Annotated in this window: 15 protein-coding genes; 7 read left to right on the forward strand and 8 right to left on the reverse strand. The window is 73.0% G+C overall.

All coding sequences use genetic code 11. The annotated features are described in order from the left end of the window. Positions 1-319: 319 nt before the first annotated feature. From ACIA3K_RS01740 to ACIA3K_RS01750, 3 genes are all read right to left on the reverse strand, one after another. Positions 320-2263 (reverse strand): ABC transporter ATP-binding protein, encoded by a 1944-nt coding sequence (locus ACIA3K_RS01740; RefSeq protein ID WP_396798798.1) that lies wholly within the window; start codon positions 2261-2263, stop codon positions 320-322. 93 nt (positions 2264-2356) lie between these two features. Continuing rightward, a complete protein-coding gene (locus tag ACIA3K_RS01745) occupies positions 2357-3796 on the reverse strand; it encodes an ATP-binding protein (protein ID WP_396798424.1) in 1440 nt (479 codons plus the stop codon). Next, positions 3793-5451, reverse strand: a complete 1659-nt coding sequence (locus tag ACIA3K_RS01750) for an FAD-dependent oxidoreductase (protein ID WP_396798426.1) — start codon at positions 5449-5451, stop codon at positions 3793-3795. The genes ACIA3K_RS01745 and ACIA3K_RS01750 overlap by 4 nt, the downstream gene beginning before the upstream one ends. Positions 5452-5597: 146 nt before the next feature. Here ACIA3K_RS01750 and ACIA3K_RS01755 point away from each other — a divergent pair, with 146 nt between their 5' ends. Together ACIA3K_RS01755 and smpB are read left to right on the forward strand one after the other, a co-directional pair. Further along, complete coding sequence (locus tag ACIA3K_RS01755) at positions 5598-7850, forward strand: hypothetical protein (RefSeq protein ID WP_396798427.1); 2253 nt, start codon at positions 5598-5600, stop codon at positions 7848-7850. A 25-nt stretch (positions 7851-7875) separates the two neighbouring features. Continuing rightward, a complete protein-coding gene (smpB, locus tag ACIA3K_RS01760) occupies positions 7876-8370 on the forward strand; it encodes an SsrA-binding protein SmpB (RefSeq protein WP_396798429.1) in 495 nt (164 codons plus the stop codon). A gap of 1 nt (position 8371) precedes the next feature. Here smpB and ACIA3K_RS01765 read toward each other — a convergent pair whose 3' ends face one another. Then, a complete protein-coding gene (locus tag ACIA3K_RS01765) occupies positions 8372-9238 on the reverse strand; it encodes an aldo/keto reductase family oxidoreductase (protein ID WP_396798430.1) in 867 nt (288 codons plus the stop codon). A 141-nt stretch (positions 9239-9379) separates the two neighbouring features. Here ACIA3K_RS01765 and ACIA3K_RS01770 point away from each other — a divergent pair, with 141 nt between their 5' ends. The 5 genes from ACIA3K_RS01770 to ACIA3K_RS01790 all read left to right on the forward strand — a co-directional run bounded on the left by ACIA3K_RS01770 (position 9380) and on the right by ACIA3K_RS01790 (position 13071). Beyond that, positions 9380-9820, forward strand: coding sequence for a winged helix-turn-helix transcriptional regulator (locus ACIA3K_RS01770; RefSeq protein WP_396798432.1), 441 nt, complete (start codon positions 9380-9382; stop codon positions 9818-9820). Positions 9821-9918: 98 nt separating this feature from the next. Continuing rightward, positions 9919-10344, forward strand: a complete 426-nt coding sequence (locus ACIA3K_RS01775) for a TOBE domain-containing protein (RefSeq protein ID WP_355049684.1) — start codon at positions 9919-9921, stop codon at positions 10342-10344. After that, positions 10341-11135 carry a molybdate ABC transporter substrate-binding protein gene (gene modA, locus ACIA3K_RS01780; RefSeq protein ID WP_396798435.1) on the forward strand — a complete coding sequence of 265 codons (795 nt, stop codon included), beginning with the start codon at positions 10341-10343 and terminating at the stop codon, positions 11133-11135. The genes ACIA3K_RS01775 and modA overlap by 4 nt, the downstream gene beginning before the upstream one ends. Next, positions 11132-11947, forward strand: a complete 816-nt coding sequence (modB, locus tag ACIA3K_RS01785) for a molybdate ABC transporter permease subunit (RefSeq protein ID WP_396798437.1) — start codon at positions 11132-11134, stop codon at positions 11945-11947. The genes modA and modB overlap by 4 nt, the downstream gene beginning before the upstream one ends. A 26-nt stretch (positions 11948-11973) precedes the next feature. Then, positions 11974-13071 (forward strand): ABC transporter ATP-binding protein, encoded by a 1098-nt coding sequence (locus ACIA3K_RS01790; RefSeq protein WP_396798800.1) that lies wholly within the window; start codon positions 11974-11976, stop codon positions 13069-13071. A 176-nt stretch (positions 13072-13247) separates the two neighbouring features. Here the strand turns inward: ACIA3K_RS01790 and ACIA3K_RS01795 are convergent, their stop codons facing one another. The 4 genes from ACIA3K_RS01795 to ACIA3K_RS01810 all read right to left on the reverse strand — a co-directional run bounded on the left by ACIA3K_RS01795 (position 13248) and on the right by ACIA3K_RS01810 (position 16030). Next, complete coding sequence (locus tag ACIA3K_RS01795) at positions 13248-13661, reverse strand: type II toxin-antitoxin system prevent-host-death family antitoxin (protein WP_355049688.1); 414 nt, start codon at positions 13659-13661, stop codon at positions 13248-13250. Positions 13662-13703: 42 nt separating this feature from the next. Then, positions 13704-14273 (reverse strand): GNAT family N-acetyltransferase, encoded by a 570-nt coding sequence (locus tag ACIA3K_RS01800; RefSeq protein WP_396798439.1) that lies wholly within the window; start codon positions 14271-14273, stop codon positions 13704-13706. Between the two features lie 65 nt (positions 14274-14338). Continuing rightward, positions 14339-14779 carry a hypothetical protein gene (locus tag ACIA3K_RS01805; RefSeq protein ID WP_396798441.1) on the reverse strand — a complete coding sequence of 147 codons (441 nt, stop codon included), beginning with the start codon at positions 14777-14779 and terminating at the stop codon, positions 14339-14341. 33 nt (positions 14780-14812) lie between these two features. Beyond that, a complete protein-coding gene (locus ACIA3K_RS01810) occupies positions 14813-16030 on the reverse strand; it encodes a hypothetical protein (RefSeq protein ID WP_396798443.1) in 1218 nt (405 codons plus the stop codon). Between the last annotated feature and the right edge of the window lie 89 nt (positions 16031-16119).

Below are 16119 nucleotides of genomic sequence, written 5' to 3' on the forward strand. Positions count from 1 at the left end.
GAGGGCCGGCCCCCGCCACCTGATCGACTCCAGATCGCCGAGGTGGGGGATCCCACCGCCGCGATGCCCCCGCATCGCCGACCCGAGTGGATCACCGCACCCAAGCGCGATGATCCACTCGAGTTCGGTGATGTCGGGCCGTCCTCGGCGGCGAGACACCCCGGATTCCCTGAACCCGAGTGGATCAAGCCCGACGCCAGGCTCATTGGCCGGCGATCTTGCACTTACTGCGGCGACATAGGGCGCATACCCACCGAATTCGACAACCGAAAGTGCAAGATCGCGAGGGCGGGGCGGGGGGCGAGGGCGGGGGCGGGGATCAGGGGCGGTGGGCTTCGCTGGTGTGGGCGCGGTAGCCGCTGGCCTGTAGCTCGAACAGCTCGCGGTAGAGGCCCCCGGTTGCCATCAACTCGTCGTGGCTGCCCTGCTGTACGAGACGACCCTGGTCCATGACGAAGATCCGGTCGGCGTGCCGGACGTTGGCCAGCCGGTGGGTGATCAGGACGACCGCCCGGTCGGGCCGGCGACGCAGGTGCTGGAACAGGGCGTGTTCGGCGCGGGCGTCCAGGGCCGCCGACGGCTCGTCGCAGATCAGCAGGGCGGCGTCCCGGTAGAGGCCGCGCGCGGCGACCAGTCGCTGCCACTGTCCGCCGGACAGCTCGTGGCCGTTCTTGAACTCCCGGTCGAGCAGGGTGTCGTAGCCGTGCGGCAGGCCCACGATCATGTCGTGGGCGGCGGCCGCGCCGGCGGCCTCCTGCACGCTGGGGCCGGGCCGGTCGGGCGTACGGTCGTGCCGGCCCACCCTGATGTTCTGACCGGCTGTGAACGGGAACTTCCAGTACTCCTGCGTCATCACCGCGACCTGTGCGCCGAGCGCGCGCGGATCCAGCTCGACGGCGTCGACGCCGTCCCAGCGGATCGTGCCGCCGGTCGGCTGGTAGAGACCGGCGATCAGCTTGGCGAGGGTGGTCTTGCCGGAGCCGTTCTCACCGACCAGCGCCACCACCTCGCCGCGCCGGATCGTCAGACTGACCCGGTCCACGGCGGGCGCGTCGGTGTCGGGGTAGCGCAGGCTCACCTTGTGCAGGTCGATCGCCTCGACACCGTCGGCCGTCCGGCTGCCGCCGACCGGCACCCGTCCCTGCGCCCGGGTGAGGAAGTCCCGGTAGTCCTGGTAGTAGAGGGCGTCCTCGTACAGCGAGTTGGTGGCGACGACCGCGACGCCCAGGCTGGTCCGGGCGGACTGGAGGGCGAGCAGGGCGGTGGCCGCGGCGGCGAGGGCGACCATGCCGGCGAGCAGCAGGCCGCCGAGCACCGCGTACACGCCGAAGGTGGCCAGGCCCGCCACGGTGGCGCCGGCCACGCGGGTGCCGGTCTGTGAGCGGACCAGTCGCAGTTGGGCGCGGGTCTCGACGGCCATCACACCCCGGTACTCGGCGAGCAGGAACTCGCGCATCTGATAGGCGCGCACCTCGGCGGCGGTGTGCCGGTTGGCCATCAGGTGGGCGAGCATCCACATTCGCCGCCGGCGGGTGATCCGGGCCAGCATCGCCAGGTACTCCCGGCGGGCCATCCGCACGGCCGTGACGGCCTGGGGCACCGCCGCGAGCAGCAGGCACGGCAGCAGCAGCGGCTGGATGACGGTCACCGCGACGGCGGTGGCGAGCATCCCGACCACCCCGGTGACCAGGTTGACGGTGTGGTCGACGATCCAGGCCGCCTCGCCCATCCCCCGGTCGCGAACGCGGTCCATCTCCTCGGCGAACCCGGCGTCGTCGAACGCGGCCAGGTCGACCGCCGTGGTGGCCTCGAACAGCCGCAGCTCGACCTGGTAGTTGATCTGTGGGGTGAGCCGGGCCTGGGCCCACCCGGCGGCGATCGTCAGGCCGCCGCGCGCCGAGATCGCCGTCGCGGCCACGATCAGCGCCGGCAGGGCGGCGCGCACCCGGTCCGGGGTGGGACCGGCGGCGAAGAGCTCCCGCAGTACGCCGGTCGTGGCGAGCAGGCCGAAGGTGGTCATCACCCCGGCGGCGACGTTCAGGCCGATGGAGGCGGCCGTGTCCGTGCGGTTGGTGGCCCAGGCCAGGGCCACCGCCTCACGGACCAGTCTCGGCAGCCGGCGGGCCACCGCCCAGAAGCTGGTGTGCGCGAAGGTGTGCGCGTGGTGCATCCAGACGGCGTCCTCCAGCTCGGGCAGCACGGAGCTGTCGTCGGGGGGATCGTTCGGCTGGTCGTCGTGGGTCGCGGTACGCGGGCGGGCCATCGAGTCCACGGAAGCTCCTCGGGGGGCGGGAAGCACGGACGCCGCCCGAGACTACTGCCCGCAACCGCTCGATGTCTCTAGGTAGTCGGCGTGTCAGGGCAGCGCGGCCGCGTCCTCGGTGATCGGCAGCAGGACCCGGAAGGTGGTGTGCCCCGGCTCGGTCTCCACCCGGATGTCGCCGTGGTGCTTGTTGACCACGATCCGGTACGAGATGTCCAGTCCCAACCCGGTGCCCGAGCCGACCGGCTTGGTGGTGAAGAACGGCTCGAAGATGCGCGGCCGCACCTCCGGCGGGATGCCGGGACCGGTGTCGGTGATCTCCACGGCCAAGAGGTCGCCGGTCCGTCCGGTGCGGACGGTCAGCACGCCCTTCTCCCCCATCGCGCCCAGCGCGTTGTCGACGAGGTTGGTCCAGACCTGGTTCAGCTCCGCCGCGTACGCCGGGATCGGCGGCAGGGTCCGGTCGTACTCGCGGACGAGTTTGACCTCGGCCGGGATCTTGCCCTTGAACATGACGAGCGTCGCGTCCAGCAGGTCGTGCACGTCCACGACCCGGTGCGGCGCGCGATCGAGCTGGGAGTACTGCTTGGCCGCGCCCACCAGACCCGAGATCCGGGTCACCGCGTCGCCGATCTCGCGCATCAGAAGTTCGGTGTCGACCGTGTACGACAGCCACCGCACCGCGGCCTCCAGGTCCGCCGGCCCGACGGCCGCCTTCACCTGGGCGAGCCACGCCGCGTCCAGCCCCCCGGCGACCAGGATGGGCGCCAGGTCCCACGCGCCACCCACACCGTGGTCCTCCAACCAGTCGGTGAGGACGTCCTCGGCGTCGGCGGTGGCGACCGGGGTCAGCTTCGGCGCGGTCGCCACCCGGGCCACCGCCTCCTCCTGCAACGCGACCAGCCCGTGCAGCGCCCGCCCGTCGAGCCGCCCGTCGGCGATCATCGCGAGCTTGTGTCGCATCCCCGCGACCCGGTCCCGCAACACCGACGTGGCCCGCACCGCCGCGGCGGCCGGATTGTTCAGCTCGTGGGTCAACCCCGCCGAGAGCGAGCCGAGCGCCAGCAGCCGCTCCCGCTCGCCCACGATGGTCTGGCTGTCCCGCATGCCGAAGAACAGCCCCTCCAACAGGTGCATCGGCATCGGGAACCAGGACCGCAGGGCGTGCGCGAAGTCCTCCGCCGGCAGCACGAAGAAGTCGGCGTCGACGAGCGCGCGCAGGCTGTTGCGGTACGTCTGCTCGACCTGGTCGCCCAGGTACGCCTGGGTGGCCCCGCCGTACACGCCGCGCTGGTCGGTGCGGCTGACCTCGACGTCGTCGCCACGGACCTGGCGGCTCAGCGCCACCGCGCCGCGCAGCAGCACGAAGAAGCAGGTGGCGGCCTCGCCCTCGCCGTACACGAGGGTGCCGCCGGCGCGCTGCTCCACGCGGCCGTGCTCGCTCAGCCAGTCGAGCTGCGCGTCGTCGAGGGCCTCGAACAGGAACAGCTCACGTAGCTCTGCCGGGGTCAGCCGATCGGACGCGGTCGTCATTGGGCCTCCAGGTAGCGGTGCACGAGCGACACGGCCATCGCGCCCTCGCCGACTGCCGAGGCGACGCGTTTGACCGACTCGGCGCGGACGTCACCGGCGGCGAAGACCCCCGGCAGGCTGGTCTCCAGGTGGTACGGGTCGCGGGACAACGACCAACCGGCCGGGCGTCGCCCACCGGCCAGCAGATCGGGGCCGGTGACGATGAAGCCACGACCGTCCCGCACGAGCACACCGTCCAGCCAGTCGGTGCGGGGTTCGGCGCCGATGAAGATGAACAGCCAGGAGGTGTCGACCGTGCGACTCTCCCCGGTACGGGTGTCGCAGAGGGTGAGCCGTTCCAGGTGGTCGTCGCCGCCCGCGCCGACCACGGCGGTGTGCGGGTGCACGGTGATCCGGTCGATGCGCGCCAACTGGTCGATGAGGTAGCTCGACATCGACGCCGTCAGGTCCGCGCCGCGGATGAGCAGGTGGACGCGCGCGGCGTACCGCGAGAAGTGCACGGCCGCCTGGCCGGCCGAGTTGGCCCCGCCCACGATGTACACGTCCTGGTCGACACAGCTCGGCGCCTCGGTGGCGGCCGCGCCGTAGAACACCCCCCGACCGGTGAAGTCGGCCAGCCCGGGGGCGTCGAGCACCCGGTACGACACGCCGGTCGCCAGCACCACCGTGTGCGCGGCGATCTCGCTGCCGTCGCCGAAGCGCAGCAGCCGGGCGCCGCCGGCCTCGCTCAGGCCGACCACCTCGCGGGCGCTGAGCAGCTCCGCGCCGAACTTCACCGCCTGCCGGCGGGCCCGGTCGGTCAACTGCGCGCCGGAGACACCGTCCGGGAAGCCCAGGTAGTTCTCGATCCGGCTGCTCTGCCCGGCCTGCCCGCCGGTCGCCCGCCGCTCGACGAGTACGGTCCGCAGCCCCTCGGACGCGCCGTACACGGCCGAGCCCAGGCCCGCCGGGCCGCCGCCGATGACCACGAGGTCGTAGAAGTCGGACGCGGGCACCACCGTCAGCCCGGCCAACGCGGCCAGCTCGGCCTCGCTGGGGGCCACCAGCGCCTTGCCCTCGGCGGTCACCACCAGGGGTACGTCCGCCTCGGTGGCCCCGGCCGCGTCGAGCAGCCGGGCGCCCTCCGGGTCGTCCGAGAGCAACCAGCGGTACGGCACGAGGTTGCGGGCCAGAAAGTCACGGATCTTGAACGACGGCGCCGACCAGCGGTGCCCGACCACGCGGATCTCGGCGCTCGTGGCGTCCGGGGTCACCGACCAGGCCTCCAGGAGCCCGTCGACGACCGGGTACAGCTTCTCCTCCGGCGGGTGCCACGGCTTGAGCAGGTAGTGGTCCAGGTCCACCACGTTGATCGCCTCGATGGCCGCGTCGGTGTCCGCGTACGCGGTGAGCAGCACCCGGCGGGCCGCCGGGAAGATGTCCATGGCGGCCTCGAGGAACTCGACGCCGGTCATCTCCGGCATCCGGTGGTCGGCCAGCAGCAGCGCCACCTGCTCACCCCGTAACTTGACCTCCCGCAGCGCGTCCAGCGCCTCCGGCCCGGAGGCGGCGCGCAGCACCCGGTAGCGGTCGCCGTAGCGGCGCCGGATGTCCCGGGCCACCGCCCGGGACACCGCGGGATCGTCGTCGACGGTCAGGATCACCGGGTTTGCCATGGCGCCAATAGAACCACCTCGCCGGGCCGCGCCGCACCACCGGCGGGCAGCGACGCGAGGCGTGACCCGGCTCGGGGCGGGTAAGCCGCACCGCCGCGGGCGGCCGGCGCCGCGACCAGCCGGCTGTCACACACCTCGGGGGGCTCATGGCGGACGCGTCGCCGACCGGACCGGAGACAGGTCGGATCGTGGAGCTGCGGGTGCACGGCGTCTCGGGCGCGGCTGCCGACCAGGTGCTCGACCGGCCGCACGTCCACCAGGTCGCCGGCGACCGCAGCGGGGGGTTCTACCGCCCTCGACCGGGCTACCCGGACTCGACCGGCACGGACGGCGTGACGCTCGAGGCGTACCGCTGGAGTGACCTGCCCTCCGGCACGGCCGTACGGACGCTGTCGCTGGTGTTCCTGCTGCCCTTCATGCTCTGCAACGTGGCGCTCTGGATGCGCCCGGCCAACGATTCGGCGAAGCACGCCGTCGTCGCGTTGGGTCGGGTGCTCGCACTCACCCTCACGATGCTCTACGTGCTCACCATCGTCGGGGTGGCGGTGGACCTCGTCGCCTGGCGGTGCATGGGCACGCCGAGCTGCCTGGACGGACGCAACTGGCTGTCCTGGCTCGGCGGGCGTTCGCCCGGCGTACGCCTGGGCGTGCTGGCCCTGGTGCCGGTCGCCGCCATCGGGATCGTGTGGCGGCTGTCCGCTCGGCCGAGCCACTCGTTCGACGCCTTCCGCACCGGGGCGGTCCAGGAGACGTCCGTGTCGCAGTTGAGCGCGGTCGGCCAGTGGGACGGCGCTCCGGTGGTGGGGCGGCTGCGTTCCGTGCACGTCGCGGCCGCGTTCGCCACGCTGGACGGCAGCCTGCTGGCCGCCTGGGACAGCGAGAACTCCTCGTGGGTGCGGGTGGCCCTCGCGGTGGCTACGGGCATCGTGCTGCTCGCCTGCCTGGTCCTGCTGACCCAGGTGAGCGGCATGGACCGGACCAGTTTCGTGCCCGGGCTGGAGGGCGTCACGCGCGGGCTCCGTACGATCGCCTGCGGCCTGACGATCCTGGTGATCGCGTACACCCTGGCCAGTGGCGAGCCCTGGCCGCACAGCCAGATGCTGCCCGGGTACAGCGCCACCGTGGCCTGGTTGTTCGTCAGCCAGACCTTCCTGCTGGTCATCCTCGCGGCGACGGTGCTCTGGGCGCGCGGCGGCGCACGGCGTGCCGACGGACAACGGCTCCCGCGGCTGCGCGCGCTGGGCGCGCCGGTCTTCGTCACGGTCGCCGCCGGACTCGCGGTCGCGTTCTCCGCCGAGTTGGTCTACCGCGTGGCGGACGTGTTGGACCGCGATGGGCGGCACACAGACCGGTTCGCGTTCGGCCCGCCGCTGGCGTACAAATGGGCGATCTTCGGGTTCTTCCTGGCGGTGGCCGCGGCGGTGCTGGTGGGCGTGCTGGTCACAGTCGCGACCCGTGCCAGCCGGTGGCGGGCCGCGCGGGCGATCGTGGCCGCCGACTACCCGGACGCGCCGCCGGAGGCGGCGACCCGGCTGCGACGGGTCGAGCAGGCGGTCGCCCGGGCCCGGTTCACCGAACGCGTGGAACCCCTCGCCGTGGTCTACGCCGCATTCGCCGCGATCGGGCTGGCCACCAGCCTGCTCGGCCTGTTGCAGCTCTATCCCGGCGACCTGTTCCAGGCGTACCTCGGTGTGCCCGACAGCTTCGTCAACTTCCTCATCGGGGCGGGCAACTACGCGATCGCCGCGATCCTGATCGGGCTCGTGATCGGCGGCATCTTCGCCTACCGGACGGCCGGGTTCCGCCGGTACGTGGGCGTCCTGTGGGACCTGGGCACCTTCTGGCCCCGAGGCGCGCATCCCTTCGCGCCGCCGTGCTACGCCGAACGGGCGGTGCCCGAGTTGACCAAGCGGATCACCTACCTGGTGGACCAGGGCGAGGCGGTGCTGCTGGCGGGACACAGTCACGGCTCGGTGCTGCTCGCGGCCACACTGCTCCAACTGCCGCAGCGGGTCACCGACCGGGTGGCCCTGCTCACCTACGGGTCACCGCTGAGCCGGCTGTACTCGCGGCTGTTCCCCACCTACGTCGACACGTCGACGCTGGAGGACATCGGCGAGCGTGTCGGCTGGCGCTGGGTGAACCTGTGGCGCGACACCGACCCGATCGGTGGCTGGATCTTCGCACCGCACCGGCCCGGGGACACGGCGACGCCGGCCGGGCCGGAGGCCGCGGTGGACCGCCGGTCGACCGACCCGCAGGGCGTCGTCCCGCCGCCCAGCGACAGTGTGCCGCCACCCATCCTCGCTCACCTGCCGTGCGAGTCGCAGGAGGAGTTCACGCAGGCGGTGCGCGACCTGGCGGCGCGGCTGCGTGCCGAGCGCCGGACGGGAGGCTGAGGCGGCGGCCGGATATCGTCGCCGGGTGAGCCCGTCCCGCAAGCCCGAACGCCGACTCATCGCCTCGAACAAGAAGGCGCGACACGAGTACACCGTGCTGCGCACGTACGAGGCGGGCATCGTGCTGGTCGGCACCGAGGTGAAGTCGCTGCGCGACGGGCGGGCATCGCTCGTGGACGCGTTCGCGCACGAGCGCGACGGCGAGATCATGCTGTACGGGCTGCACATCGCCGAGTACCGCTACGGCACGTGGACCAACCACGCGCCCCGCCGTAACCGCAAGCTGCTGCTGCACCGCTCCGAGATCGGCAAGATCCTCCAGGAGGTCCGCGAGGGCGGGGTGACCCTGGTGCCGCTGTCGATGTACTTCGACAACGGGTGGGCCAAGGTCGAACTGGCCCTGGCCAAGGGCAAGCGCACGTACGACAAGCGGCAGTCCCTCGCCGAACGGGACGCCAACCGCGAGATCGCCCGGGAGCTGGGCAGACACCTCAAGGGCCATCCCCGCCGCAACTCCTGAGTCAGCGACCGATCGTGTCCAGCTCGACGAGGTCGTCGTCGGACAGCACGAGTGCGGCGCCCGTGATGTTCTCGCGCAGGTGTGCCACGGACGACGTGCCGGGGATCAGCAGGATGTTCGGCGACCGCCGCAGCAGCCAGGCGAGGGCGACGGACATCGGTGTCGCCTTCAGCCGCGTGGCGACGGCCGAGAGGACGGCGGACTGCAACGGGCTGAAGCCGCCCAACGGAAAGAACGGCACGTAGGCGACGCCCTGGTCGGCGAGCGCGTCGATCATCTTGTCGTCCTGGCGGTACGCGAGGTTGTACATGTTCTGCACACACACGATCGGCGCGACCGACTGCGCCTCGGCGACCTGCTCCGGCGTCGCGTTGCTCACCCCGAGGTGCCGGACCAGGCCCTGCCGCTGGAGGTCCACGAGCGCGTCGAGCGCCTCCGCCACCGGCCCGGGTTGGGGCCCCTCGGCGTTGCCGAGCCGCAGGTTCACCACGTCGAGCACGTCGAGGCCGAGCGTCTGCAGGTTCGCGTGGACAGCCCGGCGCAGGCTCTGCGGGTCGCGGGCAGGAGGCCATCCGCCCTGTTCGTCGCGGGTCGCGCCAACCTTGGTCACGATGTGCAGCGAATCGGGGTACGGGTGCAGCGCCTCCCGGATCAGCTCGTTGGTGAAATGCGGCCCGTACGCCTCGGAGGTGTCGATGTGGGTGACACCGCTGTCGACGGCCTCGCGGAGGACGGCAAGGGCGCCGTCCCGGTCGGCCGGCGGTCCCATGACCCAGGGGCCGGCGAGCTGCATGGCGCCGTAGCCGAACCGGGTGACGTCCAGGTCGCCCAGCTTCCAGGTGCCGCCGGGAAGAGAGGGGGAAGCCATCTTCGTACCTCTGACTTTCACATCGCACCGGGCGTGGTGCCGGTGCCTCACTGTTACCGGAACCAACTATCAGCGGGTAACTTCCTAACGGAAAGTAGGCACCCCAAAGTGCGTAGCTCACCCTCATGAAGGAGCAGGGCGATGGCGACGGCGACAGCGGCCCAGAAGAGGGCGCAGGCCAAGTCGGAGTACGACGCGTTCCTGGCGCAGTGTCCGAGCCGCAAGCTGCTCGACCGGATCGCGGACAAGTGGGTCACTCTGGTGCTGGCCGCGCTGCGCGGCGCAGGCTCGCCGCAGTCCGGTGCCGACTGCGCCGGCGAACCCCGGCCGATGCGCTACTCGGAACTGTCGCGCCAGCTCGCCGGTGTCAGCCAGAAGATGCTCACGCAGACACTGCGCTCGCTGGAGCGGGACGGCTTGATCACCCGGACCGTGGAGCCGACCGTGCCCGTCACGGTCACGTACGAGCTCACCGATCTGGGCCTCTCCCTGCATGAGGTGGTGCGGGGTCTGAAGGGCTGGGCCGAGACGCACATGGACGACGTGTTCGCCAACCGCGCGACGTACGACGGTCGGGCCTGACACTGGCTCGCAGCTGCGACCGATATCGCTTCCCCAACACGCAGATCTCGCCCTGATCCGCTCTTTCCCCTCGCAGATGCGGCAGCTATGGTGATCCGGTGACGACCTTCCGGATCGGCGCGGCGGCCGACCTGCTCGGCGTCAGCGCCGACACGATCCGCCGCTGGGTGGACGCCGGGCGGCTGCCCGCCGGGCGTGACGAGCACGGCCACCGGATCATCGACGGCGTCGACCTCGCGGCGTTCGCCCGGGCGCAGGCCGCCGACCCGGACGCGGGCGCCGAGTTCTCCTCGGCGCGCAACCGGCTTCGCGGCATCGTCGTCGACGTCCGCAAGGACACGGTGATGGCCCAGGTCGACATTCAGGCCGGCCCGTTCCGGGTGGTGTCGCTGATGAGCCGGGAGGCGGTCGACGACCTCGACCTGCGGGTCGGCTCGGTCGCCGTCGCCGTGATCAAGTCGACCACCGTGGTGGTGGAGCGCGCCGCGCCCACCGCCCCGGCCGGGGCCAGGGGGAACGGGTGAGGCCTCGAACCCGATTCGTCGCGGTGGCGCTGGCGGTGGCCGTGCTGGCAACGGCCGGCTGCGACCGCGCCGGCGATCCGGCGACCGGGGGTGACACCCGGGACGGTCGGGTCAGGGGCACGGTGACCGTGTTCGCCGCCGCCTCGCTGACCGAGTCGTTCACCCGCATCGGGAAGGACTTCGAGGCCGCCAACCCGGGCGTCACCGTCACCCTCAACCTCGCCGGCAGCTCGGCCCTGGCCAACCAGATCACCCAGGGCGCTCCGGCGGACGTCTTCGCCTCGGCGGCGCCGAAGAACATGGAGACCGTGACGCGGGCCGGCGACACCGACGGCACGCCGTTCGTCTTCGCCCGCAACCAACTGGTGGTCGCGGTGCCCAGCGGCAACCCGAAGGGCGTGACCGGTCTCGCCGACCTGGCCCGTCCGGGGGTGAAGGTCGCGCTCTGCGCCGAGCAGGTGCCCTGCGGTGCGGCGGCGCGTACCGCCCTGACCGCAGCCGGCGTCGCGCTGACGCCGGTCACCCTCGAACAGGACGTCAAGGGTGCGCTGGCCAAGGTCAAGCTCGGCGAGGTCGACGCGGCCCTCGTCTACCGCACGGACGCCCGTGCCGCGAGCGCCGACGTGACGGGTGTCGAGTTCCCCGAATCGGCCCGGGCGATCAACGACTACCCGATCGTCGCCCTGAAGGACGCGCCGAATCGGGCGGGCGCGCGCGCCTTCGTCGCGTACGTCCGCTCGACGCCGGCACAGGCGGTCCTCGCCGAGGCGGGGTTCCAGGCCGCGTCGTGAGCCTGGTCCGCGAGCCCACCACTTCACGACGTCGCCCAAGGGTGCCGGCGGCGTTGCTGATCCCGGCCGGGCTGGGCCTGCTCTTCCTGGTCCTGCCGCTGGCCGGGCTGGTGGTCCGGGCGCCGTGGGCGACGCTGCCGCAGCGGCTCACCGCGCCGGGGGCGCTGACGGCGCTGCGCCTGTCGGTGCAGACCGCGACCCTGGCCACGCTGCTCTGCCTGCTGCTCGGGGTGCCCCTGGCGTGGTTGCTGGCCCGGGTCGACTTCCCCGGCCGCCGGCTGGCGCGCGCCCTGGTCACCGTGCCGCTGGTGCTGCCGCCGGTGGTCGGCGGCGTGGCGCTGCTGCTGGTCTTCGGCCGACGCGGGCTGCTCGGCGGCTGGCTCGACGCCACGTTCGGCGTCACCCTGCCGTTCACGACCGCGGGCGTGGTGCTGGCCGAGGCGTTCGTCGCCATGCCGTTCCTCGTCATCGCCGTCGAGGGCGCGCTCCGCGCGGCCGACCACCGCTACGAGGAGGCCGCCGCGACACTGGGGGCCAACCGGTGGACGACCTTCACGCACGTCACGTTGCCGCTGGTGGCACCCGGGATCGCCGCCGGAGCGGTGCTGTGCTGGGCGCGGGCGCTCGGCGAGTTCGGCGCCACCATCACCTTCGCCGGCAACTATCCCGGGCGTACGCAGACGATGCCGTTGGCCGTCTACCTGGCGCTGGAGACCGACCTGGAGTCCGCCATCGTGCTCAGCCTGGTGCTGCTGATCGTCTCGGTGGGCATCCTGGCCGCGCTGCGCGACCGCTGGATGGCGGCCCCGTGACCGCGCCACCGCCCAGCGACCAGCCCGTGACCGCGCGACCGCCCACCGAGAAGCCCGTCACCGCGCCGCTGTTGGATGCCCGGCTGGTCGTCGACCGGGGCGCCTTCCGGTTGGACGTACCGCTGCGGGTCGCGCCGGGTGAGGTCGTCGCGCTGCTCGGGCCCAACGGGGCCGGCAAGACCACCGCGCTGCGCGCCCTGGCCGGGCTGCACCCGCTCACCGCCGGGCACGTCACCCTCGACGGCGTCGACCTGGACCGCCCGACGAGCCGGAGCTGGGTGCCCACCGAGCGCCGGCCGATCGGCGTGGTCTTCCAGGACTACCTGCTGTTTCCGCACCTCGACGCGTTGGACAACGTGGCGTTCGGGCCGCGCCGGCACGGCGTCGACCGGCGGGCGGCACGGGCCACCGCGCGGAGCTGGCTCGACCGGGTGGGCCTCGCCGGCCAGGCACACCGCAAGCCCCGCCAGCTCTCCGGCGGGCAGGCGCAGCGGGTGGCGCTGGCCCGTGCGCTGGCCGTCGGGCCGTCGCTGCTGCTGCTCGACGAGCCGCTGGCCGCCCTGGACGCCCGTACGCGCCTGGAGACCCGCGCGCAGCTGCACCGCCACCTGGCCGCGCACCCTGGGGCGACGGTGCTGGTCACCCACGATCCGCTGGACGCGTTGGCGTTGGCCGACCGTCTGGTCATCGTCGAGGGCGGGCGCGTCGTCCAGGAGGGCGACGGCCCGAGCGTCACGGCACGGCCGCGCACCGACTACGTGGCACGTCTGGTCGGGCTGAACCTCTACCGGGGTCGGGCCGAGGGCCACGGCGTACGTGTCGCGCCGGAGTTGACGCTGAGCGTCGCCGACCGGCTCGACGGCGACGCGTTCGTGGCGTTCCGCCCGGCGGCGGTGGCGCTGCACCCGTCGCGACCTGACGGCAGCCCCCGCAACACGTGGGCGGGCACGGTGAGCGGCGTCCAGCGCCACGGCGACAACGTGCGGGTGCAGGTGGATGGACCGGTCGGCGTGGCCGCCGACGTCACACCGGCCGCGGCGGCCCAGCTCCGGCTGATCCCGGGCCAACGGATCTGGGTGGCGGTCAAGGCGACCGAGACCCACGCCTACCCGGCGACGAGCTGACGCCGCCGGACGGCGAGCGGATCATGCCCGCCGCTGCCGGCCCCCGGTGCGCAGGGCGGGGCCGGACCGCGCAGCCCACCGCTTCGCGGCGCCCAGGCCGACGCCCGGACCGCACGGGCCACCGCCGCACGGTGGGCAGGCCGACGCCGGACGCGCACGACCCCGGCAAGCGGAGGTCAGTCGGCCAGCAGGTCGGCGTGCGCGGCGCGCAGCCGGGCCAGCGTCGGGTCGCTGCCCGGGACCACCCGCCGGTCCAGCTCGGCCCACACCTCGGCCAGCGCCGCGCGGACCGCGCCCAGCTCGGCGGCGTGCCGCTGGCTGCTGCGGCGGTGCTGCTCGTCGAGGCGGCGGGCCCACCCGGCGGTGACCGCGGCGAGCCGGTCGGCGTCGGCGCGGGCCTGGGCGGCGCTGCGGGCCGCGGCGGCGGGAACGATCGCGGCGACCGGGCGGGGATCGCCGTCGCGGGTGACGACGGTGACCGCGTCGGTCAGCTCGGCCAACGCGACGAGCTGGCTGAACCGGGTGCGCGCCTCGCGCAGCGGCACGGAGCGCGGCGGGTCGGTATGCGGGGTGAGCGCGGGGATGGCCATGGATGCATGCTGCCGCCCGGGTACGACAGAAATCCGTCGTCGTCAGTGGACGGTGGGTGGCGGCGCGGACGCGGCCCGCCACTCGTCGGCCAGCACCGACCAGATCTCCAGGTCGATGCGACCGTGCCGGCCCGGGTAGACCTGGCGCAGGGTGCCGTCGTGGCGCAGGCCCAGCCGGCGGGCGAGGGCGATGCTGCGGACGTTGGCGGCGTTCGTCCGCCACTCGACGCGCTGGATGCCGCGCTCCCGCACCGCCCAGTCGACGATCCGCCGTACCGCGGGGGCGACGAATCCCTGGCCCTGCGCCGCCGGCTCCACCCAGCAGCCGACCTCGCACAGGCCAAGCGTGACGTCGAACGACACGAACATCACCCCGCCGACCAGCGTGCCGCGCCACCACAGGCCCCAGATACCGCCGGCGTCGGCTGCCCAGCGGTCGGCGTAGCGCTGCAGCACGGCCCGGGCCGACGGCAGGTCGGTGGCGACGAAGGATGGTGCCACCCAGGGACTTATGTGCTCTCGCGCCCGGTCCAGGTGGGCGAGGAACTCCTCGGCCCGCCAGGGGTCCAACGCGCGCAGCTCGACATCCTCGTTCAGCGCCAGGGCGAACACCGGGCCTCCATTCCCCCGCACGCGACGGTACGACGGGTACCAGGCTCGCACAGGGCCGCCGGGACTCAGACCGGCAGGTGGGTCCGCAGGGCGGCGAACTGGGCCACCGTCAGGTACGAGGGGTTGGCCGCCTGCGGCTGTCGGAGCACCTCCAGAGCGGCGAGCCGGTCGTCGGCACGCAACACGCCTCGGGACACGCGGTCCGGCTCGGCGAGGATGGGCAGCTCCACGGGCACCGACCAGGGTCGCCCCGGCGGCCCCGGCTCGGCCGGCGCGGTGACCCGGCCGACGCCCCACACCCCGTACGGCAGGCGGGCGCGGCTGCCGCTGGCCCAGAACACCACGGGCTGCCCGGCGCGCATCAGCCGGGCCCGGTAGCCGGGGCGTACGCACCAGCTCGTCACCAGGGGTTCGCGGGCGAAGCGGGCGGCCAGGTCGACGCTGTCCGCGTTGCCCTTGATCAGCCAGGCGCCCAGGTCGTCGAGGCGTACCCGTGGGTCGGTCATCGCCTCATCCTGCCCCGACCGACATGCGTCCAATCAGATGATCATGTGGGTCCAGTAGCTGAGCCAGAGCACGAACAGCGCGCCCTGCACGAGGGCGAGCGCCGCCGTGAGCCACACGTCGGCGCTCGCCCGGCTGGCCCAGCGGGCCAGCACCAGGGCCACCGGGAACGCCGCCAGCAGGTAGCGCAGCAGGCTCTTGTAGACCGCCGGACCCAACGACAGCGGCACCACCACCATGAGCACGCCGTAGACGAGATAGGGCAGCTCCCGACGGCGGAACCCGGCGGCCAGGACGGCCAGCACGACCAGGGCGAACAGGACCCGGGCGGCGTCGCGCGGCTCGCCGGTGAGCCCGCCCAGGACCACCGGAAGGGGGTTCTGCGCCTCGATCCCCCAGCCGGCCTTCTGGGCGTGCTGGTAGGCGAACCAGTCCCCGCCCCGCCACTTGCAGAACGCCATGAAGGTGAACCATCCGGCGGGCAGCAGCAGCAACGGCCAGCCGGTCCGCAGGTATCCGAGCAGGGCACGCGGACCGAGCCGCCAGTCGTGCTGGCGCAGCAGCACGAGCGCCAACGGCAGGACGACGAGCAGTCCGAGAGACCGGCTCATCGCCAGGAAGTAGCCGACCACGCCGACAAGTAGCCACCGGCGGCGCTCGGCGTAGTAGAAGGCGGCCAGCGCGAGGCAGACGAATAGCGACTCGGTCAGCGCGGCCTGGAACAGGAAGGCCGTCGGCAGGAGAACCAGGTAGCGGGTGAATCGACGAGCCGCGTCGGCGTCACCGAACAGCAGTTCGGCCAGCCGGTAGCCGTACCCGAGGGCGCCCAGGAACGCGACATTGCTGATCAACAGTAGGGCCAGCGCGTTGTCACCGCCCAGTAGCGCGCCGACCGGACGGGCGAGGAAGGGGTAGAGCAGCGGAAAGCCGAAGTCCCCCCACGGCCGCCCGGTCAGTGGCAGCTCGCTCAGCCGCACGTAGAGCAGCGCGTCCCAGGCGAACCACAGGGAGATCCACCGGTGCCCGGAGATCTCCCGCTGCTGCGCCCACATCAGCGCCTCGTCTGGCGGTGGCGCACCTGGAATGCCGTCCCAGGCGTGCAGGACCAGGAGGCCGAGCAGGGTCAGCAACAGCTTCGCGCCGAAAAAGAGCCCGATCAGGTACGGCCAGGGCTGGGGAACCCGGCGGACCAGTCGCGCGCCCGTCTGGACCAGCGCCCTCGCGCGCCGCCGGCCGCCCCGCCACCGGTGCATCCGCCCCGCTCCCCCGGTCCGCCGAACCGCCCGCCGCCCTCCCCGTTGTACGCCCCGGCGGACCTCGCCGGAGGAGAAACCCACCAGGA

The organism is Micromonospora sp. NPDC051543 (assembly GCF_044454415.1).
Lineage (GTDB): Bacteria > Actinomycetota > Actinomycetes > Mycobacteriales > Micromonosporaceae > Micromonospora.